The organism is Bacillus arachidis, from assembly GCF_030285945.1.
Taxonomy (GTDB): domain Bacteria; phylum Bacillota; class Bacilli; order Bacillales; family Bacillaceae_G; genus Bacillus_A; species Bacillus_A arachidis.
This window is the reverse complement of the sequence record NZ_CP127376.1, coordinates 2024041-2046872: the sequence shown is the minus strand read 5'-3', so window position 1 is coordinate 2046872 and position 22832 is coordinate 2024041. Positions and strand designations below refer to the sequence as shown.

At 33.8% G+C, this 22832-nt stretch carries 21 protein-coding genes, 5 pseudogenes and 1 other annotated feature; of the genes and pseudogenes, 6 read left to right on the top strand and 20 right to left on the bottom strand.

Annotated features, from left to right (window positions below; all coding sequences use genetic code 11):
* Nucleotides 1-115 precede the first annotated feature (115 nt).
* The 10 genes from argS to QRY57_RS11925 all read right to left on the bottom strand — a co-directional run bounded on the left by argS (nt 116) and on the right by QRY57_RS11925 (nt 10647).
* The gene (gene argS, locus QRY57_RS11970) at nt 116-1804 is read right to left on the bottom strand and encodes an arginine--tRNA ligase (protein WP_286017528.1); all 1689 of its coding nucleotides are present in this window, start codon (nt 1802-1804) and stop codon (nt 116-118) included.
* A 44-nt stretch (nt 1805-1848) separates the two neighbouring features.
* Nucleotides 1849-2063, bottom strand: a binding site (T-box leader).
* A 40-nt stretch (nt 2064-2103) separates the two neighbouring features.
* Nucleotides 2104-2880 carry a class I SAM-dependent methyltransferase gene (locus QRY57_RS11965; RefSeq protein ID WP_286017527.1) on the bottom strand — a complete coding sequence of 259 codons (777 nt, stop codon included), beginning with the start codon at nt 2878-2880 and terminating at the stop codon, nt 2104-2106.
* A 49-nt stretch (nt 2881-2929) separates the two neighbouring features.
* Complete coding sequence (locus QRY57_RS11960; RefSeq protein ID WP_090688914.1) at nt 2930-3364, bottom strand: BrxA/BrxB family bacilliredoxin; 435 nt, start codon at nt 3362-3364, stop codon at nt 2930-2932.
* A gap of 83 nt (nt 3365-3447) precedes the next feature.
* A complete protein-coding gene (locus QRY57_RS11955) occupies nt 3448-3831 on the bottom strand; it encodes a thiol-disulfide oxidoreductase DCC family protein (protein ID WP_286017526.1) in 384 nt (127 codons plus the stop codon).
* Between the two features lie 4 nt (nt 3832-3835).
* Entirely contained in the window at nt 3836-4963 is a 1128-nt protein-coding gene (locus tag QRY57_RS11950) for a conserved virulence factor C family protein (RefSeq protein WP_286017525.1), read from the bottom strand.
* A 505-nt stretch (nt 4964-5468) separates the two neighbouring features.
* Complete coding sequence (gene alr / locus QRY57_RS11945) at nt 5469-6611, bottom strand: alanine racemase (RefSeq protein WP_286017524.1); 1143 nt, start codon at nt 6609-6611, stop codon at nt 5469-5471.
* Nucleotides 6612-7289: 678 nt separating this feature from the next.
* A complete protein-coding gene (locus QRY57_RS11940; RefSeq protein ID WP_286017523.1) occupies nt 7290-7463 on the bottom strand; it encodes a ParB N-terminal domain-containing protein in 174 nt (57 codons plus the stop codon).
* 249 nt (nt 7464-7712) lie between these two features.
* On the bottom strand, nt 7713-8732 hold the full coding sequence (gene sbnB / locus QRY57_RS11935; RefSeq protein WP_090688897.1) for a 2,3-diaminopropionate biosynthesis protein SbnB: 1020 nt from the start codon (nt 8730-8732) through the stop codon (nt 7713-7715).
* A gap of 36 nt (nt 8733-8768) precedes the next feature.
* On the bottom strand, nt 8769-9752 hold the full coding sequence (sbnA, locus tag QRY57_RS11930) for a 2,3-diaminopropionate biosynthesis protein SbnA (RefSeq protein ID WP_018767291.1): 984 nt from the start codon (nt 9750-9752) through the stop codon (nt 8769-8771).
* 133 nt (nt 9753-9885) lie between these two features.
* Nucleotides 9886-10647: a ParB N-terminal domain-containing protein gene (locus QRY57_RS11925; RefSeq protein ID WP_286017522.1), complete on the bottom strand. Its 762-nt coding sequence runs from the start codon at nt 10645-10647 to the stop codon at nt 9886-9888.
* A gap of 944 nt (nt 10648-11591) precedes the next feature.
* On the opposite strand from QRY57_RS11925, the gene QRY57_RS11920 reads away from it, so the two are divergent.
* The 3 genes and pseudogenes from QRY57_RS11920 to QRY57_RS11910 form a co-directional block, all read left to right on the top strand.
* Nucleotides 11592-12263, top strand: a complete 672-nt coding sequence (locus QRY57_RS11920; RefSeq protein ID WP_018767289.1) for a GntR family transcriptional regulator — start codon at nt 11592-11594, stop codon at nt 12261-12263.
* 309 nt (nt 12264-12572) lie between these two features.
* On the top strand, nt 12573-13547 hold the full coding sequence (locus QRY57_RS11915; RefSeq protein ID WP_208019380.1) for a DMT family transporter: 975 nt from the start codon (nt 12573-12575) through the stop codon (nt 13545-13547).
* A gap of 438 nt (nt 13548-13985) precedes the next feature.
* Nucleotides 13986-14222: pseudogene (locus tag QRY57_RS11910) on the top strand (TetR/AcrR family transcriptional regulator); the annotation flags it as partial.
* A 115-nt stretch (nt 14223-14337) separates the two neighbouring features.
* Here QRY57_RS11910 and QRY57_RS11905 read toward each other — a convergent pair.
* From QRY57_RS11905 to QRY57_RS11890, 5 genes and pseudogenes are all read right to left on the bottom strand, one after another.
* Nucleotides 14338-14676: a single-stranded DNA-binding protein gene (locus QRY57_RS11905; protein ID WP_026592367.1), complete on the bottom strand. Its 339-nt coding sequence runs from the start codon at nt 14674-14676 to the stop codon at nt 14338-14340.
* Between the two features lie 181 nt (nt 14677-14857).
* Nucleotides 14858-15003: pseudogene (locus tag QRY57_RS27295) on the bottom strand (DUF4318 domain-containing protein).
* Nucleotides 15004-15228: 225 nt separating this feature from the next.
* Nucleotides 15229-15960, bottom strand: coding sequence for a Bax inhibitor-1/YccA family protein (locus QRY57_RS11900; protein ID WP_286017521.1), 732 nt, complete (start codon nt 15958-15960; stop codon nt 15229-15231).
* 75 nt (nt 15961-16035) lie between these two features.
* Nucleotides 16036-17928: an ABC-F family ATP-binding cassette domain-containing protein gene (locus QRY57_RS11895; protein ID WP_286017520.1), complete on the bottom strand. Its 1893-nt coding sequence runs from the start codon at nt 17926-17928 to the stop codon at nt 16036-16038.
* Nucleotides 17925-18572 carry an HD domain-containing protein gene (locus QRY57_RS11890; RefSeq protein WP_026592370.1) on the bottom strand — a complete coding sequence of 216 codons (648 nt, stop codon included), beginning with the start codon at nt 18570-18572 and terminating at the stop codon, nt 17925-17927. The genes QRY57_RS11895 and QRY57_RS11890 overlap by 4 nt, the downstream gene beginning before the upstream one ends.
* A 109-nt stretch (nt 18573-18681) precedes the next feature.
* Here QRY57_RS11890 and QRY57_RS11885 point away from each other — a divergent pair, with 109 nt between their 5' ends.
* Nucleotides 18682-19380 carry a hypothetical protein gene (locus QRY57_RS11885; protein ID WP_286017519.1) on the top strand — a complete coding sequence of 233 codons (699 nt, stop codon included), beginning with the start codon at nt 18682-18684 and terminating at the stop codon, nt 19378-19380.
* A 411-nt stretch (nt 19381-19791) separates the two neighbouring features.
* Here QRY57_RS11885 and QRY57_RS11880 read toward each other — a convergent pair whose 3' ends face one another.
* A complete protein-coding gene (locus QRY57_RS11880) occupies nt 19792-20157 on the bottom strand; it encodes a hypothetical protein (RefSeq protein ID WP_286017518.1) in 366 nt (121 codons plus the stop codon).
* Between the two features lie 25 nt (nt 20158-20182).
* Here QRY57_RS11880 and QRY57_RS11875 point away from each other — a divergent pair.
* Nucleotides 20183-20695, top strand: a pseudogene (locus QRY57_RS11875) (HNH/endonuclease VII fold putative polymorphic toxin); the annotation flags it as partial.
* A 19-nt stretch (nt 20696-20714) separates the two neighbouring features.
* Nucleotides 20715-21215, top strand: a complete 501-nt coding sequence (locus QRY57_RS11870) for a YxiF family protein (protein WP_286017517.1) — start codon at nt 20715-20717, stop codon at nt 21213-21215.
* 47 nt (nt 21216-21262) lie between these two features.
* Here QRY57_RS11870 and QRY57_RS11865 read toward each other — a convergent pair.
* The 4 genes and pseudogenes from QRY57_RS11865 to QRY57_RS11850 form a co-directional block, all read right to left on the bottom strand.
* Nucleotides 21263-21643: pseudogene (locus QRY57_RS11865) on the bottom strand (N-acetylmuramoyl-L-alanine amidase); the annotation flags it as partial.
* Between the two features lie 17 nt (nt 21644-21660).
* Nucleotides 21661-21729, bottom strand: a pseudogene (locus QRY57_RS11860) (HNH endonuclease); the annotation flags it as partial.
* A gap of 374 nt (nt 21730-22103) precedes the next feature.
* Nucleotides 22104-22250 carry a hypothetical protein gene (locus QRY57_RS11855; protein ID WP_286017516.1) on the bottom strand — a complete coding sequence of 49 codons (147 nt, stop codon included), beginning with the start codon at nt 22248-22250 and terminating at the stop codon, nt 22104-22106.
* 211 nt (nt 22251-22461) lie between these two features.
* Nucleotides 22462-22665 carry a hypothetical protein gene (locus tag QRY57_RS11850; protein WP_286017515.1) on the bottom strand — a complete coding sequence of 68 codons (204 nt, stop codon included), beginning with the start codon at nt 22663-22665 and terminating at the stop codon, nt 22462-22464.
* Nucleotides 22666-22832: the final 167 nt, after the last annotated feature.

Below are 22832 nucleotides of genomic sequence, written 5' to 3'. Positions count from 1 at the left end.
TATATAAAAAAGCTGCCTGTGCTTACAGGCAGCTCCACAGTATTTCCCTAATAAAAATTCAATACTTATATTGTATTAATGTGCGGAGATATTTTGAATCATAAAATTGCTTTACCTACATCTCTTCTGGAGCGCCCATGCCAAGTAAACGTAATCCTTCTTTTAATACAATCGTTACAGTATAAGCAAGTGCAAGTCTACTTTCTTTCTCTTCATTATCTTCTAAAATTCGAACATTTCCATAGTATTTATTAAATGCCTGCGCTACATCTAACAAATATTTCGCAATATGCGAAGGTTCATTTTTAGAAAAAGCTGTTTCAATGACCTCAGGAAATCTATTTAATAATTTTATCGTACTCCAACTATAATCATCGCTTAACTCAAATGACTCTATTTCAAATTCAGCATTTTCTTTTCTTAAAATAGAGCAAGCACGTGCATGTGTATATTGAACATACGGTCCTGTTTCTCCTTCGAATTTCAGCATTTTTTCTAAGGAGAACTCAATATTGTGCATACGTTCATTTTTTAAATCATGGAAAATGACTGCTCCGACACCAACTTGCTTAGCAACCTCCTCTTTTTGCTTTAGGTTTGGATTTTTCTCTTCAATATTTTGCTCTGCAAGCGTAATCGCTTCTTCTAATACTTCCTCTAGTAATACTACTTTCCCCTTACGTGTGGACATCTTTTTACCATCTTTTAAAATGAGTCCAAATGGTACATGAGCCATCCCATCTACCCAGTTATAATCTAATTTCTTTAATACCGTGAAAAATTGTGTAAAGTGCAAACTTTGTTCTGCTCCTACTACATACAGTGCTTTATCAAATGCATATGTGTTTTGACGATATAGTGCTGCTGTTAAATCGCGCGTTGCATAAAGTGTCGCTCCATCTGATTTTTTAATTAAACATGGTGGCATATTTTCTTTTTCTAAATTGACAACTTGCGCACCATCGGATTCTTCTAATAGCCCTTTTTCTTCTAAAATCTCAACAAAATCATCCATTTTATCATTATAAAAAGCTTCTCCTTGGAAGTTCGTAAATTCAACACCAAGCAATTCATAAATACGGGAGAACTCTTTTAAAGATTCATGACGGAACCAGTTCCATAAAAAGACTGCTTCTTCATCACCATCTTCTAATTTCTTAAACCATGCACGCCCTTCTTCTTCTAGCTCTGGCTTCTCTTTGACTTCTTCGTGGAATTGAACATATAATTTGAATAATTCACGAATTGGATCTTCTTTTACAAGTTCTTCATTTCCCCATTTTTTATATGCGGTAATTAATTTCCCGAACTGTGTTCCCCAATCGCCAATATAATTAATTCCTACAACCTCATATCCACACTTTTCAGCGATATGTTTTAAAGAATTCCCGATCATCGTTGAACGTAAATGTCCCATGGAGAACGGTTTCGCGATATTTGGTGAAGAGTAATCGATTACTACTGTTTTTTCTCGCCCAAAATACCCCTGTCCATATTCTTCTTTTTCAACTAAAATCGTTTTTAATACATCACCACTTACTATATGACGGTTGAAAAACACGTTCACATATGGTCCAACTGCCTCCACTTTTGTAAAAAATGAATCATTTAAGTTCTCAGCGATTTCTTTCGCGATAATTGCTGGTGCTTTTTTATATTGTTTAGCGAGCATGAAGCAAGGGAATGCTGCGTCTCCGAATTCATCTTGCTTCGGCGTTTCAATTAGATCTGTAATCTGTTCCAATGATAATTCTGATTCAATTACTTCAAATAAACTTTTTGCAAATTTAATTTTATATTCCATGTTGCTCCCTCCTTATTTTTTAAACACAAAAAACTCGTCTCTAAAAAAGAGACGAGTTATCACCCGTGGTACCACCCTTGTTGTTCACTACGAACCACTTTCCCGTTTATAACGAGGACAGGGGGCCCCGGCTTACTCTACTATTCATTTCAAGCAGCGTCTCCGAAGTGCGCTTCATCCATTTCTCCGTACTAGGCTCTCACCATCCCTAGCTCGCTTTACTTCTGAACCAGACTACTCTCTTCATCTACGACATCATATATAATTGATTATTGCTTATTATACATCTTTTCAAACAATTAGCAAGGTTCAATTACACCAAAATGAAATTTCGCACTTTTCCGCTTATATACTAAAAAGTTATGTCTCTCAAATCGTGTACTACGGAAATGATCTTTTAAGACAACACGTTTCCTAGCAACACGCTTTGCCTCTGCAATGGTTTCATCTGTGACATCGTTATACAAAGCAAAGTGTTTTAAGCCACGAATCCCATCTGATTCAATTACAGTTTCTTCAAACATTGGATCCAGATATACAACATCATAACTGTTGTCTTCGCAGCGCTTTAAGAAATCAAAATGCTCATTTCTCTTCACTCTAATTCTACGCATTGCTTTATCGATTTCTGAAATACCTGCACACCACTGCTTTAAACCTTTATTCATTATATAAGCCATGTAACGATTCCCCTCAAGTCCCGTAATAGCCCCTTCTTCTCCTACAACATAGCTTGCAACAATACTATCTGATGCCATACCGAGCGTACAATCTAACACCGTCATTCCTTTTTCTAATTTTGCAGCCTGTACAAATGGATCATGTTCTCCACGCATTAATCTTTTCACACGAAACATTGCAGAGTTAGGATGGAAAAAGAACGATTCTTCTGTACCTTTTGGATAAATCGCTAATCGATTTTTGCCTACAACGAGTATATCTTGCTTAAACTGCTCATGTAGCTTGGATACAGATATATCATTCCGCATGACAAAAGAGCTTTGTAATTCTTCCGCTACCTCTTTTGCATAAGTTGTCATTTCCTTATTCGTTCGTCCTGCTGTTGTTACAATCATCTTTTCACCTCATATATAAAGAAAAAAGGGAGAATCATTCTCCCCCTTTTTAGCAATGCTTTTCAAAAGCCTGTTCTAAATTATTAATGATTTCTTCCATTGTTGCTCCTTCAATTTCATGACGATGAATGAAGTGAACAACTTCTTTTCCTTTTAATAACGCCATAGATGGTGAAGACGGTGGAATATCTCCGAAGTATTCACGCATTGTAGCTGTTGCGTCTTTATCTTGCCCTGCAAATACAGTTACAAGATGGTCTGGTTGTTTTTCAGAACGTACAACCGCTTGCCCAGCTGATGGACGAGCTAAACCAGCTGCACATCCACAAACAGAGTTTACGACAACTAATGTTGTACCTGTCGCATTTTCCATATATTCTTTTACAGTTTCTTCAGTAGTTAATTCTTCGAATCCCGCACGCACTAACTCTTGGCGCATCGGAATTACCATTTGACGCATGTATTCTTCGTATGCATTTGACATCTTGTAATCTCTCCTTCAACTTTCATTCCAAATTCATCATATCACGCTCTTATACTAGGTGCAAAAGAAAGATAGTAATGCTTTCATTTTTTTGAGGGAATTTCACAAACCCCCACGCGGCAATGGCCAATTGGAACAAGCTTTCTATTATTGGCAATATAATCATACACTTTATTTCCAAATCCAAGTAAAATAGATAACTTAATAAATGGTACTGCAAACCAGTATGATGGCACAGCCTTGGCTAATACATATACACTACCAATGCCGTCATACCATTTATTATTTTTTAAAATGTAAAGTCTTTGTTCCATCTTACTTTGTAATGCTAAAGAAAGCTGATACTGTTCCACTACATCTTTATCACGAAAAGAAACAAACTTCACTGCGCCTTTTTTATCAAGCTTCTTCGTACGCTCTGCCACTGCCCTGCACATCGGACACCAACTATCGTAGAAAACGAGCATATGATTATTCTCCTTTGCGAGACTCCGTCATTTGTTTCCAAACTGATCCTTTCGCTTCTTCTCCGCCTTCAATACGTTCTAATGCTAAACGAGCTTGCATTGCTACTTCGAACTCTGGATCATCTTGCGCTATACGTAGCGCTGGAATTGCACTTTCATCACCAAGTTCAAATAAGAACATTGCCGCGCGCCAGCGCACCAATTTACTTGGATCTTTAAGTGCTTTAATCATAACAAACATCGCTGCTGGATCTCCTACATCTGATAAGCAATCGCCCGCAGTACGGCGTACACTTACAGAGCGATCTAGTAAAGCCTTATACAATAATGGCAAGACTTCATCACCTTTTACCATACCTAAGTACGCTGTTGCTAGGCGGCGGATAGATACTTTCTCATCTTCTAGTGCTTTCTTCAATACAGGAATATCTTCTTCTGTAGGATCCATTTGTTCAAGCGCTGCATAACGACTTTTCCAATCAAGATCCGCCATCATTTCCTCTGTTACTTTATATGGTTCACGCTTCGCAATCGTTACTTCTTTAGCACCTGCTTGATCTAATAATTCTTTTACATGTTTTTCAACGCGCCCCTCTGGATAAGCAGCTATAATTTCTTCCACAACTTCCTTTCCGATTTCTTCAAAATTGCCATAACGTGTACTTTGTTCCACCCATTTACGCTCTTTGACAACATTAGGTGCAGACATTTGTACTTTCATAATCGCTTCTTTAAAACGATCTGGTAAACCCACTCGTTCTTCCGTTGTTCCATCTGTTAATTTCACTTGCATCGGAATTGTAAAGAACATTTGAATGAATACTTTCACTTCGCCAAAATGCGAAAGTTGCTCCCTCTCATCTTCTTCAGTTACTTCTTCTCCAAACATAGCACGAACTTGTTGTAAAAGTACTTTCCAGTCATACTTCGCATTTCTCTCTACTGCTAAAAAGTCAGCAACATGGTATACACCTTTAATACCTTCAATTTTTAAAATTTGCTGTACTTGCTCTGGTGCTTGTTCTACATTCTCATTTGTGTAATTATTACGTGCTCCTGATGGTAACACTTCATTTAAGATGACTTTCATCGTATTCGGACTTGGCGTCGGTTCAATTGCTTTAATCTTCACGTAAATAAACTCTCCTTTATTGCTTGTTCTTAGCTGTATTGTAACATGTTCTATCGCTATACTCCTACTGAGACGCTTGCTTTTATAAATCTCAATTGTATTCTATGTCCCCCTTAAAAGATGTAAATTACTATTCATTGCTGATATGCTTAATATAGAATTTACTTAAATTATATTCTTTAACTTCTCAATCTTTTTTCTGCTTTTTAAAAACTCCTTTTTAAACCTTACACTATTATGTTTTTTATCCAGCTATTCGCATGCAGTAAAAGCCTGGTTGGTGAGGGCTTTCCATCAGTGGGGATGAAGACTCATTGATGGAATTTTCACTTTATTATTTCTCCAATATTTCAAATTCATCATCTTCACCATTTTAACTCTATTAAAACACTTTCCTTTTACAGTTCCTATTCTCTCACTATCACATAAGAAACCTTATTTATTTTACTCTTTCAAAATGACATCTTAAAATTAGACAAGCATAAAAAACGATGTTTTTCCTTTTTTATAGTGTTAATAAGAATTCCTCTTGTTTTAGGTATAAACGAGGAACTCTTGTAGATATTGAACATAAAACCTCATCAATTGCTGTACCTAAACATTCTGCCAATGATCTAGCTGTAAGTTGATCCCTTCCCATAACGGTAACTTTTTGTCCTATACCAACATTTTCGACTTTGGTAACATCAATCATAATTTGATCCATACATAAATTCCCACGTATTTTACAACACTGGTCATCTACATGAAAAGAATAACGATTAGCTATTCTTCGATTCATTCCATCTGCATATCCAATTGGAACAGTTGCAATATGCATAGGTTTATCTGCTGTATATTTCCGATTGTATCCAATACTTTCACCCTCCTCAATCCATTTTAGATATGCAATCCTGGTATTCAGGGTCATTACTGGCCTAAGTGGGCAATTTCGTTCTAAATAATCCGGCAATGGGTCATATCCATACAACCCTAGCCCTATCCTAACCATATCAAAATGCGTATCTATAGATCTGATTGTCGCTGCTGTAGCTGCAGCATGAACTAATGGGATATCGTAATGATCTGTAATATTGTGTATCATTTTTAGAAACCGCTCATTTTCTTCTTTTAAATATAAAGCATTGGGATGATCTGCTGATGCAAAATGAGTGAATACTCCCTCTATCTCTATACCCGGTAATTCATTCGCCATTTTTAACAATTCTAAAAGTTCATTTCGATTACGAGATCCACTACGTGCAAGACCTGTATCTACTTTTATATGGACTTTAATATTTACGTTAAATAGTTTTGTCCACTTAGCTAAATCAAGCAATTGTTTTTTATGTGTTATACTAGGTGTTAAATTCCACCTTACAATTTCTTTAGCTTGCTCCGAAAAAAAAGGTGACAAAATAATAATAGGTAAATCAATTCCCTTTCTTCTTAATTCAATTCCTTCATATGGGAAAACAACAGTAAAACCATCAACTCCCTCTTTCATTAAGCAATTTGCAATAGGAACTAGACCATGTCCATATGCATTTGCTTTTACCACCGCAAAAATTTTTGTGTTAGGCGAAATATTTTTACGAAACCATTGATAATTATGCGCCAGTGAATCTAAATGTATTTCTGCCCATGTTGCATATGTAGTATCACTCAATTTAGCTCCTCCTTAAATAAATCACGTTATTACCGAGATATAATCCTCGCATACCATAAAAAAAACAGCTTTTTTAACAGAATAAGCTGTCTTAACTTAAGTGAATTTTAACCATTAATCATTTGAAATGATCACATATACGTTAGATTACTTTAAAAATCCGTATCCTCCAATCTTATCCTATACTCTTGCTAGAATAAGATTTTTAGTTTATTTTTAGAAGCTCTTTCCAATCCCTTAACTTTCCAAATGCAATAACAAATCTTACTACATTTTGTAGAAATAAATCTTTATTACTAATAATCTTTAATATTTCTTGTATTGAAAATATCGGAAACTCAAATGTAATACTAGAAAAAGTTGGGTTATATTCTTCTTTTTTAACCTTTTAAAGCTAGAATTATTTGTATACATTGTTATGATCGAATTTAACATATTAGTAACATATTCTATTGGGTTATTACACGTATTACTGCTATATAAATAATACATTTTATCATCCATACACATATTAGTTACATACCTGTTTCCGTCTAAGATTTTTTCTGAACAGTAAATATGAGAATTATCGAAAATTCTCTTTAGTAAATCCCCACTCTTAGAAATTTGATGGATCCAAGAACTAACCTGCAGGCTATTTTCATCCACTATTTGAGTTGGAATATTCATTCCTTAAAGCTAAAGTACGATGTGTACCATCCATTGATTTGAACTGGTTTTCAGTGCAGCTGGTAAATCTATAAGAATTTTCTCATCTGCAATACTATTTTCAATCATAGTTACTCTTTCTTTATCATATTGTTTATAAAAAATCACTTGATTAAAGGGAATCAATTGGACATTCTCTATCATATCTGTATTCCTTCTCTTTTAACTTCACAAATAACTTTTTATAATTTATCCATTTCCCTTCAAGAAGTATAGTTAATGATAAGTGTAAATACCAGTTAAATACATTAGAGTATGCACATCAATTATTAAAATCTTTTCTACTATTTCATTAAATAAAAAAGGATATTTTTAAATATTTTAATAAGAATGTCCTTTTTTAAACAAAGAAACTGTAAATTATACAGTTTCTTTGTTTAAATCAATTATTCATTAATATAAACTTAATACCGTTCCAGCTCCATTCTCTCGGGCTTTCTCATATATTTCATGTGCACATGAAATATCCTCTATTGCCATTCCCATAGGATTTAATATTATAATTTCTTCATCTGTTGTTCTTCCTGCACACTTACCAGTAATAATATCTCCCAGTTCTGCATGTAGCATATCTTTTGAAAATTTCCCTTCTAATACGAGTTGATTTATTATTTTCTTTTCTCTGTTTGCTTGATCCCAATCATCAACAATCACTTTATCTGCTTTTAAAAATGCATCTTTTTCTATATCCATAATTGAGATGTTACTTACAAAAGTTCCCTTTTGAATCCATTCTGACTTAATATAAGGTTTATCTGCTACCGTGCATGTTACAAGTACTTCAGCTACTTCCACTGCTCTTTGAGCTGAACTATGAATTTGAAACTCTACATTATTAAAACGTTTCTTCATATCCTGAGCCAATACTTGTGCTTTTTCATTATCTAAATCGAACAAATTAATTTGTTTGATACTATTAAACTGTTCTAATAAAGAATTTATATGCATTCTAGAAATCAATCCACAACCCATGATAGAAACTCTTTCAAATCCATTCTTAGCTAGATATTCAGTTGCTACTACTGTCACCGCCGCAGTTCTCATTGAACTAATAACACTACCTTCTAAAATAGCAATTGGAAAATTAGTTTCAGGATCGTTTAAAATAATTAATGCACTTGCTCTTTCCATATTCTTTTTTATAGGATTATCAAACTTACTACCTATCCATTTAATCCCAGAAATATTAGGTTCACCCAAGTATGCTGGCATAGCAATAATTCTATCAGCAATATGCTCTCCTTCTTTATTTGTCTTTAAATATGGTTTTAAAGGTTGACTAAAATTCTTTTTAGAATGTATAGTCAAAGCTTGTTTTATAGCTTTCACATAGATTTCTGATTCATAACCACCTAGGTTAATAATATCCTGTTTGCTAAGGTAAATTAATTCTGGTTTAGTTTCTAATAACATAAATAGCACTCCTTTTAATTGAAAGTTAATTTTTAATTAAATTAAAACAGATTCATTATTACCCTCAGGCAACTGAATTTCATTCTGATTCAGCCAATCGTCTGAAAAAATTGTACTGTAATATCGATCGCCTCTATCTGGTAATACAGCTAATACTTTTTTGTCTTTTGGTAATTTTTCTAATAATCTTAAAGCTGCACAAACTGTTGCCCCAGAAGAGCCTCCTACTAAGAGCCCTTCTTTTAAAGCAAGCTGTCTCGTTATAAAAAATCCATCTGCATCATTTACATAACTCAAATCATCATATAAACTAGTATTTAAATTTCCTGGAACAATTGCATTTCCGATTCCAAGTAGTCTGCGTGTCCCTGGTGCTCCTCCAAATATAACGGAACCTACAGCATCAACAGCCATAATTTTCACAGCTGGATTTAATATTTTCATTTCTTTTGCGACCCCCGTTATCAGACCTGCTGTTCCGACTGGGCATACAATCCAATCTAGGGCATCACCAAAATCCTCATAAATTTCACGAACTAAAGACCGGATGTAAGCCTCAGGATTTTCAGGATTATTATACTGATTCGGCCAGTAGGCACCTTTAATAGATTTTGCTAAGTTTTGTGCTGTAGCTAACCTTGTTTTTAAATAATTTCCATATTCATCAGCCTCATCTACCATATGAATCTGTGCACCAAATGCTTTAATAATGTTTAAATTTACCTTACTTATTTTAGGATCTACTACACAGATCATCTTGTATCCCTTCATTTGCGCTACAATTGAAAGACCTATAGCAAGATTTCCAGAAGATGATTCTACAATTGTTCCCCCTGGTTTTAATTTCCCATGTTTTTCAGCATATTCTATCACTCGTTTTGCTACTCTATCTTTTGAACTTCCACCAGGATTGAAACCTTCTAATTTCACATATAGTTCAGCATCATCATTTTGTACTAAATTATTAATTTTAACTACTGGGGTATTACCTATTAGTGAAAGAACGCTATCATGTATCATAGTCTTTCTCCTTTTCAATTAGAGTTAATATACTAGTACTAGCAATTTAATTGTGAAACCGTAATATAAGAAAGGTGCACATTACTCATTAGTAAGTTCATTTTTTAATAAGTAGCTATTATCTCCTCAAACACTATATTTCGCATAATAGGACTGGATCAGTATATAATCTAATTGAAGATTCCCATATTTCTAATAATTCTTCCCAATCTTCTTGCACAAAATCCTCTCTAATTAGAAAACTCAATGGAATATTTAAATTTAATATGCGGCCACAATTCAGGGTGAATTTCGTCACACCCGCTGGAAGTAATAAATTTGAATCTACTATTTGTTTTATTTGATATAAATCTAGAGTTGTATAGTTAAACACTAATCCAGCATCTTGTATTGTTTGATTGCTCATAATTCTATTAAATTCATATTTGTTTGTATAGGAATTAACAACTTCCTTCCAAACATTAACTTTGTTTTCTAAAGTTAGTTGATGCTCCGGTACAATATATAAATATTGCTCCTTTCCCTCATAATATAATGTTGCCATTGGTATATCATTTTGTCGCTCATCACTCAAGCATATCTTCTGGTTAACTTTCAATTCTTCTATTAGTTTTTTTCCATTTAGAATGTGATGTGCCCAAGCATTAATTGATAAATACTCTGCCGTAACCACCTGAACCACCATTCTTTTACAGTTCAATTTTTGTAAAGATAAAGTACGATGAGCACCATCCAGAATTAAATATTTATTGTTATCAAGTTGCAAAGCAATAGGAGGGTTTTTTAATTTTTGTTCACTCTTAATTTTATGACTTAGCTTGTATAACCTTTCTATTTCATATTCTTCGTGTAAAAATACTTGATCTGTTGGCACCACTCTTAATTCAGATAACATGCGTCTTCCTCCCTAAAATTTGAATAACATAAGTTTCATATTTTGCATAACATTATATTCTGAATTCAACACATATTAATACCTACATATTTTTAAAAATAAAATACACATTCAAGAGAATGATACTTATATTTGGAACTTTAAACGATCGTTCTAAATACATCTTCCATACTTTAAAAAATATTTATTTTTTATTCGAGCACATAAAGATAACTGAAATTAAGAAATGAAATATTTCCAAAATATATACGATAAATACCCTTATTTTTTATCTTTTTTTCATCGGATTACACAGGAAAAATAATTAGCAATAAAAAATCCCCTTTATGTTTCATAAGCCACCTAATGTTTTCTCCCACCTGTCGATCTAAATAAGGCACAAAAATCTGCCATCACTTTCATCTTGAATACAGGAAAGCATTTTTAGTAATAACACTAAACACTTTTGGGGATTTCTCAAATTCGAATTAATAAGAGTAAGCTTCTTTAACAAAAATATACTAATATATAAATAAATTTTAATATAACTATTATAATTTATTATAAAAATGAATAATTAATGTTCATCCTTTTTTTGATACCTCCAGCAACATTTATAGAGCGGATACTATTCTAAAATAAAAAAGAAATAAGTAATAAAATTTAATACTTTTATTTTTCAACTCCCCAAAAATATGAATTACCAAAAAAATCTTTTTTCTCCATTCACCTCCATGCCTAGATGCTAACGGATACTTCAATTTTTTACAATACTTTGAAATTAATATCACTTTAGAAATAGTTTTTTAAATTTTCGAAAAACTATGTGCCAATTACAGAACGAACGGTCGTTTTTTGTGATAAATTTAAATTTTAAAAATCTTCTTTACTTTATCGTTATAGCTTTGTTATTCTGTATATAATATATTACCTATAGAAAAGTGAATGAAAGGGAGTATTAAATCATGCCAATCCCTGAAAACTATACTAAACAAGAACGATTTTCTGCAAAAACAATTGTTCTTAATCAGTTGCAAGATTGGATTATTAAAGGTGTTTTGAAGCCTGATGAAAAAATTAATGATAATGATCTTGCCGATGCTTTAGGTGTTAGTAGAACTCCAGTAAGAGAAGCACTTCAAGTTCTTGAACTCTCTGGTCTTGTAGAAATGGTTAGGGGACAGAAAACAAAAATTTCCCCTGTGAAATTGGAAGATGTACCTGTAATTTATGAAACAATAGCCGGTATGCACGTCATTGTAGGTAAACAAGCAATTAACAATATTAAACAAAAAGACATAAAACGACTTAAACGAATAAATGAAAACTTTAAACACGCAATTACTATGAAAGATTCAGAAAAAGCAATGAGCTTAGATTTTGAATTTCACAATATGATAGTTTCGCTAGCTAATAATAAATATATAGAGCCCTTATTAGACAATTTACACCTCCATGCATTACGCCTTGAATACCTTTTCTTCCAAAACTTTGTTCCTGCTGAACATTCCATTAATGAGCATATAGACATTATTACGGCATTAGAAAGTGGTGATCCTATGTTACTAGAACACGCTATGTCAATAAATTGGTTAAGACCAATGAGGGATATCCAAAGAATTCTTTCTGTTATGTGATTTAAAGTTTATTAAACATTTTAATCTAAGTGTGATTTTTCAGAAATACACATTTGTAAAATCCTTTTCAACTATGATGCTACAAAAAATTTTATATCTAAAAATACTAGCATTGTACATATTAATTAAAACTACTAAAATAACATCACCATAAATAATGTGAGGTTATTTTAGTAGTTAATCTTAGTACCCTTTATATAAAAAATTCAAAATATTTCAATTCAACTTTTTTGTCATTCGTGATATATTGCATAATATATTCTAATGACTGTAATATTCTAAAAATAATGTGAGGTGCTTCGTTTGAACATTAATAAAAAGAATCGAATTAAAGGGATGATTATGGTTGTGATTGGTGCTAGTCTATGGGGGCTATCAGGAACTGTTGCACAACAACTTTTTCAAAAAGAAGGAATTTCAACTGAATGGTTGGTTACAATTCGTCTTCTGCTATCAGGAATAACCCTTATAACCATTTCAATATTTGGTCAAAATAAAAGAGAAATTCTAGGTATTTGGAAAAACAAAACTGAAGCAATAAAACTGGTGATTTTTGGAACAATAGGCATGTTAGGTGTACAATACACATACTTTGCATCTATAAATGAAGGGAATGCTGCTGTAGCAACCATTTTGCAGTATTTAGCACCTCTTTTTATTACTATCTATCTCATTATGAAGTATAAATCGTTGCCTACTAAAGGCGAGGTCTTAGCCATAACTTTAGCTATCCTTGGTACTTTTTTATTACTAACCAATGGATCAATTAATAACTTAACTGTATCTATCCCAGCTATTATATGGGGTGTATTATCTGGGCTATCTTTAGCATTCTATACCCTTTATTCAAAGGGGCTATTGGAAAATTGGTCCTCTGCAGTATTAGTCGGTTGGGGGATGATTATCGGGGGATTGGGAGTAACTATATTACAGTTTGCTACAAAAAGAGAGGTAGTTTTTTTAGCAAACATCCCAAATTTAGATGTTTATACATTGTTGTTAATCGCATTTGTAGTAATATTCGGAACATTAATCTCGTTCTATCTATTTTTAGATAGTATAAGATACATTTCTCCTAAGGAAACTACTTTACTGGGATGTACAGAACCTCTTGCCTCTATTCTTTCATCTGTAATAATTTTGCATATCCCTTTCTTATTTTTCCAAATAATTGGAGCAATATGTATTATTGTAGTCGTCATTGTACTCAGTAAAAAACCTGCAGAAACAGAAAGTGATCTTGCAATATCTAATGATGAAAATTATACTATTAATTCTAGATAAATAAGAAGAATAACTATTTCCTCATCTTAAAATTAATAAAAACAGTTTCCAAACTATATAAAATCTATTATTTTTCAAATTGATATATATATAAGAATTATTGATTATGCCTGTAATACTTAATTCTGTATAAGTCATGTCTGTGGCCATACTTCTTCAATTCAAAGCTCTAATTACAAGTTCTATTTTATAAATAAGCAAAAAAAACTGGCTTTAAACAGCAAAACTTTAGTTATAAGAAACGAAAAACCATTTAGTGATATATCTCTTATCGTTCAGCCCCATGTTAATTTACTTTCTGTGACTGTATAGTCTCTGAAACAGTCAGACATTCAAAACGGCAACTAAGACTTTCCTTATCTGAAGATGAGAACACTCGAACAATACTGGGACACGTTTCAGTAGATTTTTTGAACCAATATCTTTTGACCTACAGTAAATGAACTGAAAAGTATTCAAAAACTACAAGAAAGTTTGCATTCCATTATCGAGCAAGCAAAGCAGACGGAGAAACTAAAAAGCAACTGGAATACAAGTACCATTACTTCCTCAATTATGAGTGTCTATTTTTATACACTCATGTCTCAATCGTTATTACATCCGAAGGAAACTGATATTAAAGATATGCTTAACAAGCAATTGGATGTCGTATGGGAAGGAATTAATAAAAAATAATATATATCTGGTGATTTTACCCTGTTATAAAATTTACATTTATGTTCTAAATGATCAGCATAAGTAAAAAGAACTGTATTATAAATGCAGTTCTTTTTACTTATATTTTCTTGTTTTACTGTGATGCGCCCTCTCTCTTCCGCTCCAAAAATGTAATCCTTTCAATCACAACTTCTGTTTTATACAGCCTCTTTCCCTGCTCATTATCATAGTTACTCGTATGAATCCGCCCTGTAATCCCAACTAGCGAACCTTTTTGGCAATACTCTGATACATTTTCAGCCGATTTTCTCCAGACAACACAGTAAATGTAATCTGCTTGCTGCTCTCCTAGGCTATTTCGAAACCCTCTATTTACCGCAACGCATATACGTGCATAAGCAATCCCTTGCTTTGTGTAGTATAGTTCTGGATCTTTTGTCAATCTTCCAATTAATACAACTCGATTCATCATATTGATACCACCTCACATTTTTTTCTTTATTGTAGAAAAAAATAGAAGTTAGGTAAAAAATGTAAAATGATATATTTCTAAAAGGAAAAACCCACTTTGAATCTAATAAAATAAAAAAAAGAAATTCTGCATGTTTCAATCATGCAAAATTTCTTAAAATGTTTACACTTAATTTTTTCACTTATACCTCGCTACAAGATATGTAATTTCCTCCTTGAGCCATCCGTATGTCACTTGATACAGTATTTTTTCCAGATAAAAAATATTCGGTTTAACTTTACTTTCACATTTAAGTTTTTTCTTAGATGCAGCAGATAGATAAGTCAAAGCGTCATCTCATTCAATAAAAAAGCTCTTTCCTAGTAGTTTATTAATAGTCCTTTCTTTCATCATAATCTCTTCCCTCTGCTATAAATTAATAATTCTTATCACTCTCACTATCCATATTACACCATATAAAACAAATTATTCTTGATTTTAAAATATCAATTTTGAGTTTAAGAAACACAAAAAGAAACCCTGCATGTTTGAAACATACAGGGTTTCTTTCAATTAGTCATTTTTCGCAAAGTAAGAAACGAAACGAAGAATTTCTAAGTACAACCATACTAATGTCATCATTAGTCCCATCGCACTGTACCACTCCATATATTTTGGAGCTCCACTACGTGCGCCATTTTCAATTAAATCGAAGTCTAGTAATAAATTTAATGCAGCTACTATAATCACAACTGCACTGATGATGATACCAATTGTTCCACCTTGGTGAATATATGGAACAGTAACACCAAACATATTTAATAGAAAAACAATTAAATACATAATCAAAATCCCAAACGTTGCAGCCATCACACCTGTACGGAATTTATCTGTAACCTTCACTGCACGAGTTGCATATAAAACTAACATTGCAAATAAAATTGAAATTGTTAGTAATACAGCATTTAAGATAATAGAATTGTCAAAACGAATCGCATATACCGCTGAAATACTCCCTAGGACAACCCCTTCAACAGCTGCATAAATAGGTGCCGTAATAGGCGCCATTTTTGGGAAGAAGATAGCCGCAAATGCGATAATTGCAGCCACAATTAATGCTCCAATTAAAACAGGCATTTGCATTTTCCCAGTATACATCTGTATGTATGAATAGACAGACGTTGCAAGAAGCAAAACAAGCATAATAAATGTTTTGCCTACAGCTCCACCAATTGTCATCGCAGACGCACTTGCTCCTTGTTTACGAAAGGTTTCTTTTTTCAACATTGGATTAGATGTTCTCATTTTTTCCCTCCTAAAATAAGTTCTACCACTAGTGTAAAGTTTTTCTCTTTACATTTCAATATATGCAGCTTGTTTTTATTTTAAACCTTCAACGATGTCAGATAGTTCGCTCCAACGTTCCATCGCTTTTTCTAGCTCTTCTTCTGTTTGCTCCTGCGCTTCAGAAAGCTCTTGTGCCTTTGTGAAATCAGAACCCACATTTGCAAGTTCTTCTCCAATCGTTTCAAGCTTCTCTTCAAGCCCCGCAATCGTATCTTCAATCGTTTCCCATTCACGTTGTTCGTGATATGAAAGTTTACGCTTACGTTGTTGCTTTGGAGCCTCTTCCACTTTCTTTTCTTTCTGTACTTCTACTTTTTCTAATAGTTCTTGCGCCTTTTGTATATCCAGGTAATCACTATAGCTTCCTAGGAATTCACGAACTTCTCCGCCACCAGTAAAGATAAATAATTCATCTACTACTTTATCTAAGAAATAGCGATCATGCGATACAGTAAGAACGACACCTGGGAAATCTTCTAAATAGTCTTCTAGTACTGTTAACGTTTGTGTATCTAGATCGTTGGTCGGCTCATCTAATAGAAGTACATTTGGCTCTCCCATTAAAAGACGTAATAAATATAGACGTCTTCTTTCACCACCTGATAGTTTACCAAGTGGTGTTCCATGTGAATGCGGTGGGAATAAGAAACGCTCAAGCATTTGGGATACTCCAATGACTTTACCATCCGTTGTATGAATGACTTCTGCAATTTCTTTAATATATTCAATCATCCGTTGATTTAAATTCATCTCTTCATTTTCTTGCGTATAATAAGCAACTTTCACAGTTTGTCCAACTTCAATTTCACCACTGTCAGGTGATAATTTGCCTGCAAGCATATTTAATAAAGATGATTTCCCGCTACCATTAGCCCCAATAATACCAATTCGATCGCCTGGTTTCACAATATGATTAAAGTTATGAAGGACCGTTTTATCACCAAACTTTTTCGTCACATCTTTTAATTCGAGCACTTTCTTTCCTAATCGGCTCCCGCTGAGTGAAATATCCACAGATTGCTTCGCTGCTGGACCTTCTTGTTCTTTCAATTCTTCGAAGCGCTGAATACGTGCTTTTTGTTTTGTAGAACGAGCTTTCGCACCACGACGAATCCAAGCAAGTTCGCGGCGATATAAGTTTTGACGCTTTGATTCTTGCGCTAATTCTTGCTCTTCACGAAGTGCCTTTGCTTCTAAAAATGTACTGTAGTTTCCTTCATAGCTATACAGCTTACCGCCATCTAGTTCAAAAATACGATTGGTAACACGGTCTAAGAAATAACGATCATGTGTTACAAGTAAAACCGCTCCTGTATAACGTGCTAAGTACTCTTCTAGCCATTCTACCGTTTCATGATCAAGATGGTTGGTTGGCTCATCTAATATTAACAAATCCGGTGTTTCAATAAAGCACTGCGCCATTGCAATACGTTTCTTTTGTCCACCAGATAAGTTCCCCACAGTTGCTGTGAAATCTGTAATGCCTAGCTTCGTTAAAAGTGATTTTGCATTCGCATTTGCTTCCCATGCATTCATCGCATCCATACGTTGCTGCACTGCAAATAATTGTTCTTGCACTTTTTCATTACTTGGGTCTTTTTCTATGTTTAATAAGGCTTGTTCGTATTCACGAAGAAGGCGAATTAACGGTGTATCACCGTGAAACACTTGTTCAAGCACTGTTAAATTCTCATTAAAATCCGGTTGCTGTGATAAATAACTAATTGTATAACCACGCGTATGCGTCATATCACCTGTATCAGGAATCTCTATCCCTGCAATAATTTTTAATAATGTAGATTTCCCTGTACCGTTTACACCAATAATCCCTGCACGTTGTCCCTCTGCAATACTAAATGATAATCCATCAAATAATGGTTTATCCCCATATGATTTTGATACGTTTTCTACTGTTAGCATTTTCATATTTGTGCATTCCACTCTTTCATAAATTGTTCGATAAACTCTTCCATATAGCGATGACGAACTTCAGCCTCTTTTTTTGCAGCTTCTGTATTCATTAAATCTTTCAACTTCAAAAGCTTTTCATAGAAATGATTTAACGATGGATCATTATTTTTTCGATACTCTTCTTTCGTCATTCCTTCACGGGGTGGAATATTTGGGTCATACATTAAACGACCTTTCGCACCGCCATAAGCAAACGTACGGGCAATACCAATTGCACCAAGTGCATCTAGTCGGTCCGCATCTTGAACAACCTTTCCTTCCAATGTTTCTACATTACCGCCATGTCCGCCTTTATATGACATATTCGCAATAATATGAATGATCTGCTTCTTTTCTTCTTCAGTAACATCCAATCCTTCTAACCAATCAGAAACCTTTTTCATACCAGCTTCTTCACTTTCATTTAACTTCTCATCTGCTACATCGTGAAGTAAAGCTGCCATCTCAATTACAAAACGATCTCCACCTTCTTTTTCAGACAAAGAAATCGCTAATTTATGTACACGCTCAATGTGATACCAATCATGTCCACTGGCATCTGTTTCTAAAATATTCTTTACAAAAGCAACTGTTTTTTGTATTTGTTCTTGTTTTTTCATTTATCTTCACCCAATTTCTTATTGTAACACGCTCTCATTTTTTCATCACATATTTTCTTGTCCGCCCATAGACTGTTTTGTACGTACGATCATGAAGGAGGAAATAAAAATGTTCTATAATAATCAACAACCTTATCCAGGGCAACCATACTATCCTCAAGATCAAGAACAACAATCTCAAGAGCAGCAGTTTGAAACCCGGGAGCAAGAAGTACAAGAACAAGAATTTCAATATCAACAGAATTCATACTTAGCTCAACAACCTTATGAAACTCAGTACCAGCAAAATTCATACGTAACTCAACAACCTCATGAAACTCAGTACCAGCAAAATCCATACGTAACTCAGCAACCTCATGAAACTCAGTACCAGCAGAATCCATACGTAACTCAGCAACCTCATGAAACTCAGTACCAGCAGAATCCATATGTAGCTCAACAACCTCTATATCAGCAACCACAAATGTATCAATCATACCAGGATCCACGTGTTTCACCACCAACACCATCATTAGACCCAGCACAAATACAAATCTTACCACCGGGGCCGCCTACACCTTCAATTCCAGCTGAACCTACACAACAACAAATTCAACAAGTTGTTGGTACACAATTTTTATCATTAAAGAAACCCGTGTTGGACTTCGTAAAACCATGGGTAGAGTACGGAATGAATGAGGCAAAACACACATCCGCAGAACATGCTATGACAGAAGTTGCTGCGATTATGTTCTTGGTTGGAAAAGGATTCAATCCGACAATTGCTCATTATATCGTTGAATCTTGGGAGAAAAATGAACAGTTTTAAGATTGTTCATTTGGTATAATATAAAAAATACAAAAGAGCCGTGAATGCCTATTAAACAAGCATTTATAGCTCTTTTTATTTGTTATATCATATTTTAATATTAAAATGAATTCCATATTTTTCCACGCGTTTTTATATCATTTGTGAGCAAAATGTGAGCAAAAAATTGAAGTAGACGAGTATTTCGGAAATGATATCCCAGATGATTATATTGCCTTACTTCACCTTTCTTTTGATGTAAAACTACAAAAGAAATGATTAGCATGTAGAAGAATTAATGATCTTCTAGGAAATCCCATACCATCAAGAAGATAATAATATAGTAAAAGCAAACCTTGAAAGATCTGGAGATAAAATGATTTTCAAGTCCAATTGGTCTGCTCCTACCCTAAATTAACGAAAAAGCCCGTCTCACTCGAGGGGGACTTTCACTTTATCGGCTAAATTCTCTTTTATATTTCCTTTTACATACTTATACATTTCTACCTCTTGATTTGTTGCCTTTCTTCTGTATAAACCAATGTCATCAACCTCAATCCATACCCAACCTTTTAAATCTCCGAAAAAACCCCTCTTGAGTTGCTCCGATGTGATTGCACCTATTTTATTAACTATCTCTTCATTCATCAAACTATACCGCCTCTCATCTTCTAATAAAAATAACGATTCGCCAAGTATTGAATCCTTGTGGAATAGAAATGTATACTCACTTGCATCTACTGGTACTTTGATGATACATGATACAGATTCGTTAACGTCGAAAACTTGCATTTCCATCGCTTACATCTCCTATTAACTATAAGGTATAGATCCATCAACAGGCGATAAACTTTCATGGTTGGATCGAGGTTCAGCTGGCGGAATGATGGTTCTGGGTGTTACACCAGTTGGGAAGCTTGCTAAAATGGTGAAAGGTGTGAAAATGACTGCAGATGCAGCCCAAGCTGCTAAAAAAGCTGCTAAAGCCACTGAAAATTATAAGGATCATCTTGAGAGACAAGATAAATTATTAACTAATAATAGTGCATATCGGAAAGCAAGACGAGCCGCTGGAATTCCTAACTCTACTCCGCGCAAAAAACCTGTTCAAGTATTTGATGGGACTACTGAACATAGATGGGTAGAGGAGTACACTAATTTTAAAGGTGAAACAAAGTATATTATCGAACATAAAGAAGATAAAATGGGAAGATGGCCCCATTTCCATACTGCAGATAATACAAGTAGAAATCCTTGGAAGAAAGGGAGATACAGTCAGGAAGATGGACATTATCCTGAGGATTTTGAGGGTTACAAGAAAACAGGTAAAAAATAAAAAAAAGGTGTGAAAAATTTTGAGTAATGTGGATAAAAGTCGAATGGAGATTCTTAAAAGAAAAGCTAAAAGAAACGCTAATAGAAAAGAACTTATAAACGAACTTTCTAGTATTGTTACGATTTCTATGGAATCATTTATGGATGCAGAATCTAATGATTTATTTTGTAAAGAATTATATAGTAAGCTAGAAAAAAATTCAGACATAAAAATTTTAGGTGACACAAATTATAAAGAAAATATCAAGATTTCAATAGAATTATTGAAAGAAACAGTTAAAACTATTAAATTTCCAGTTAATCAAGGAAGACTATTTTTCTCTAGAGGGGGTAAAATTGAAGCAGTTAAGCTAAACATCACTGAAGTATTTAATAATTTAGAAGAGTTATCAGCTATATCAAGATTTCTAACTGGGTATGCAGATTTTGTATTAGTTGGTGACGATTTAGAATTCGGAGTATGTATTGAGACTACAGAATATCATTACGAATTTAGCATGTGGGGAATAACAACAGTTTAAAATACGAAAGTAAATAAGACCGCCTCTATTAAGAGCGGTCTTATTTGTTACTTCATATATACCAATGCATTATTAGCTGTAATATAGAAAGTTTTCCCTCGACTATTGTGTACTCTGTATTGTGGTGATCCATTGACAGTTACTTTTGCATCGATAGTAAATCCTAATCCTGCATCAACTGTGCCAGCTCCATCTTTATCCTGCCAAGATGGAGAATCATAGAAACGTAGGTTGTCCACCTTGGACACAACACGTTTACCTACCGATGAATCAACTGTGCTTTTCTTATCGAATTTCACATAAGAAGAATCGTATTTAATCCATTGCTCTCCACCAAGGTTTAACCATCCGTCTTTTTCAGCCCACACAACATATGATTCTGGTTTGTTTAACTGACGAATTTTAGAGTAGCTTGCACCTGGACCTGCACCATAAGCAATGTATTTTGATTTACTTGTTCACGTATACTCTTCCACTCACCGCTGTCATAGAACTTACGCTTCTGTTGTTTTGTATTGTTTCATTGGTATCCACCGCTTTGTTTCCTTTTAAGAAATCATCAATCAGTTTATTAATTAAACTAACTGTAGCTTCTTTCTTCACTTTCGGTGTTGTGTTCTCATATAATCCATCAAGCACTTTAATTAATGGTAGTAACTTTTCTAACTCCACATATTCTTCAAGTTCTTCCTCATCAATAGCATGAAGAATTGTAGCAATAACAATTGCCTTCTCAACTTTAGTTAGTTCCACTTCTTTTTTGTTCAAGACTCGTTCCACATCACAGGAACAAATGTCCATGCTCTTCTTATAATAGTTATTAAGCATGAATTGCAACCGATCTATTTGTTCTTCTGTTAACAATTTACCGTTACATTCCATCTATCCTCACCCTTCAATCCTCTTCTCATGATATTGGATATCAAGACACTTCTCGCAATAGAAAATAGCAGAGACATCCATACCGAATTGTTTATTGTTAGCATAAAAGGCAGTAGTCTCACTATCTAACATTTGATACTTATGCTCACACATTATTCTCACTCCCTTATTAATCTAATTCCTTTACTTCCTTTGCTTTAATGAATTGAATCATAATCACTAAGCAAAGTATGAACCCAGCAATAAACCATCCACATTGCTCCATTCCATCACTTCCTTCGCAAAATAAAATAAGACGCTAAACCTATAAAGGTAGCGCCTAGGATAATTGCTATAAACTTAATCAAACTCATTTATCCTCACATTATTTATTTCTCTGTTTCCATACCCCATTCTCTTTACGATAAGTGTTCTTACCATTCATAAAGTCAGTTGTATTGCCAGGAATGCTATATTTCTTAGTCTTTTTCTTAGTCTTTTTCTTAGTCTTCTTCTTCAACCGCTTCTCTTCTTGAACAGCTTGTAAATCCGCCTTCCATCGCTTTAACAAAACCTTTTCTTTTCGCATCGAATTTATACCCCTTAGTTTAAATTACCCACTAAAGGTAAAAATTCTATTTTTTAACATAAACATCCTTTTATTTGAATATAAAATGTTTTTGCACTCCTATTCAAATGTCAATTTTGTTCAATAAAAAGAGCATCCGCGTTAGCAGATGCTAAAATTTGTGAAAG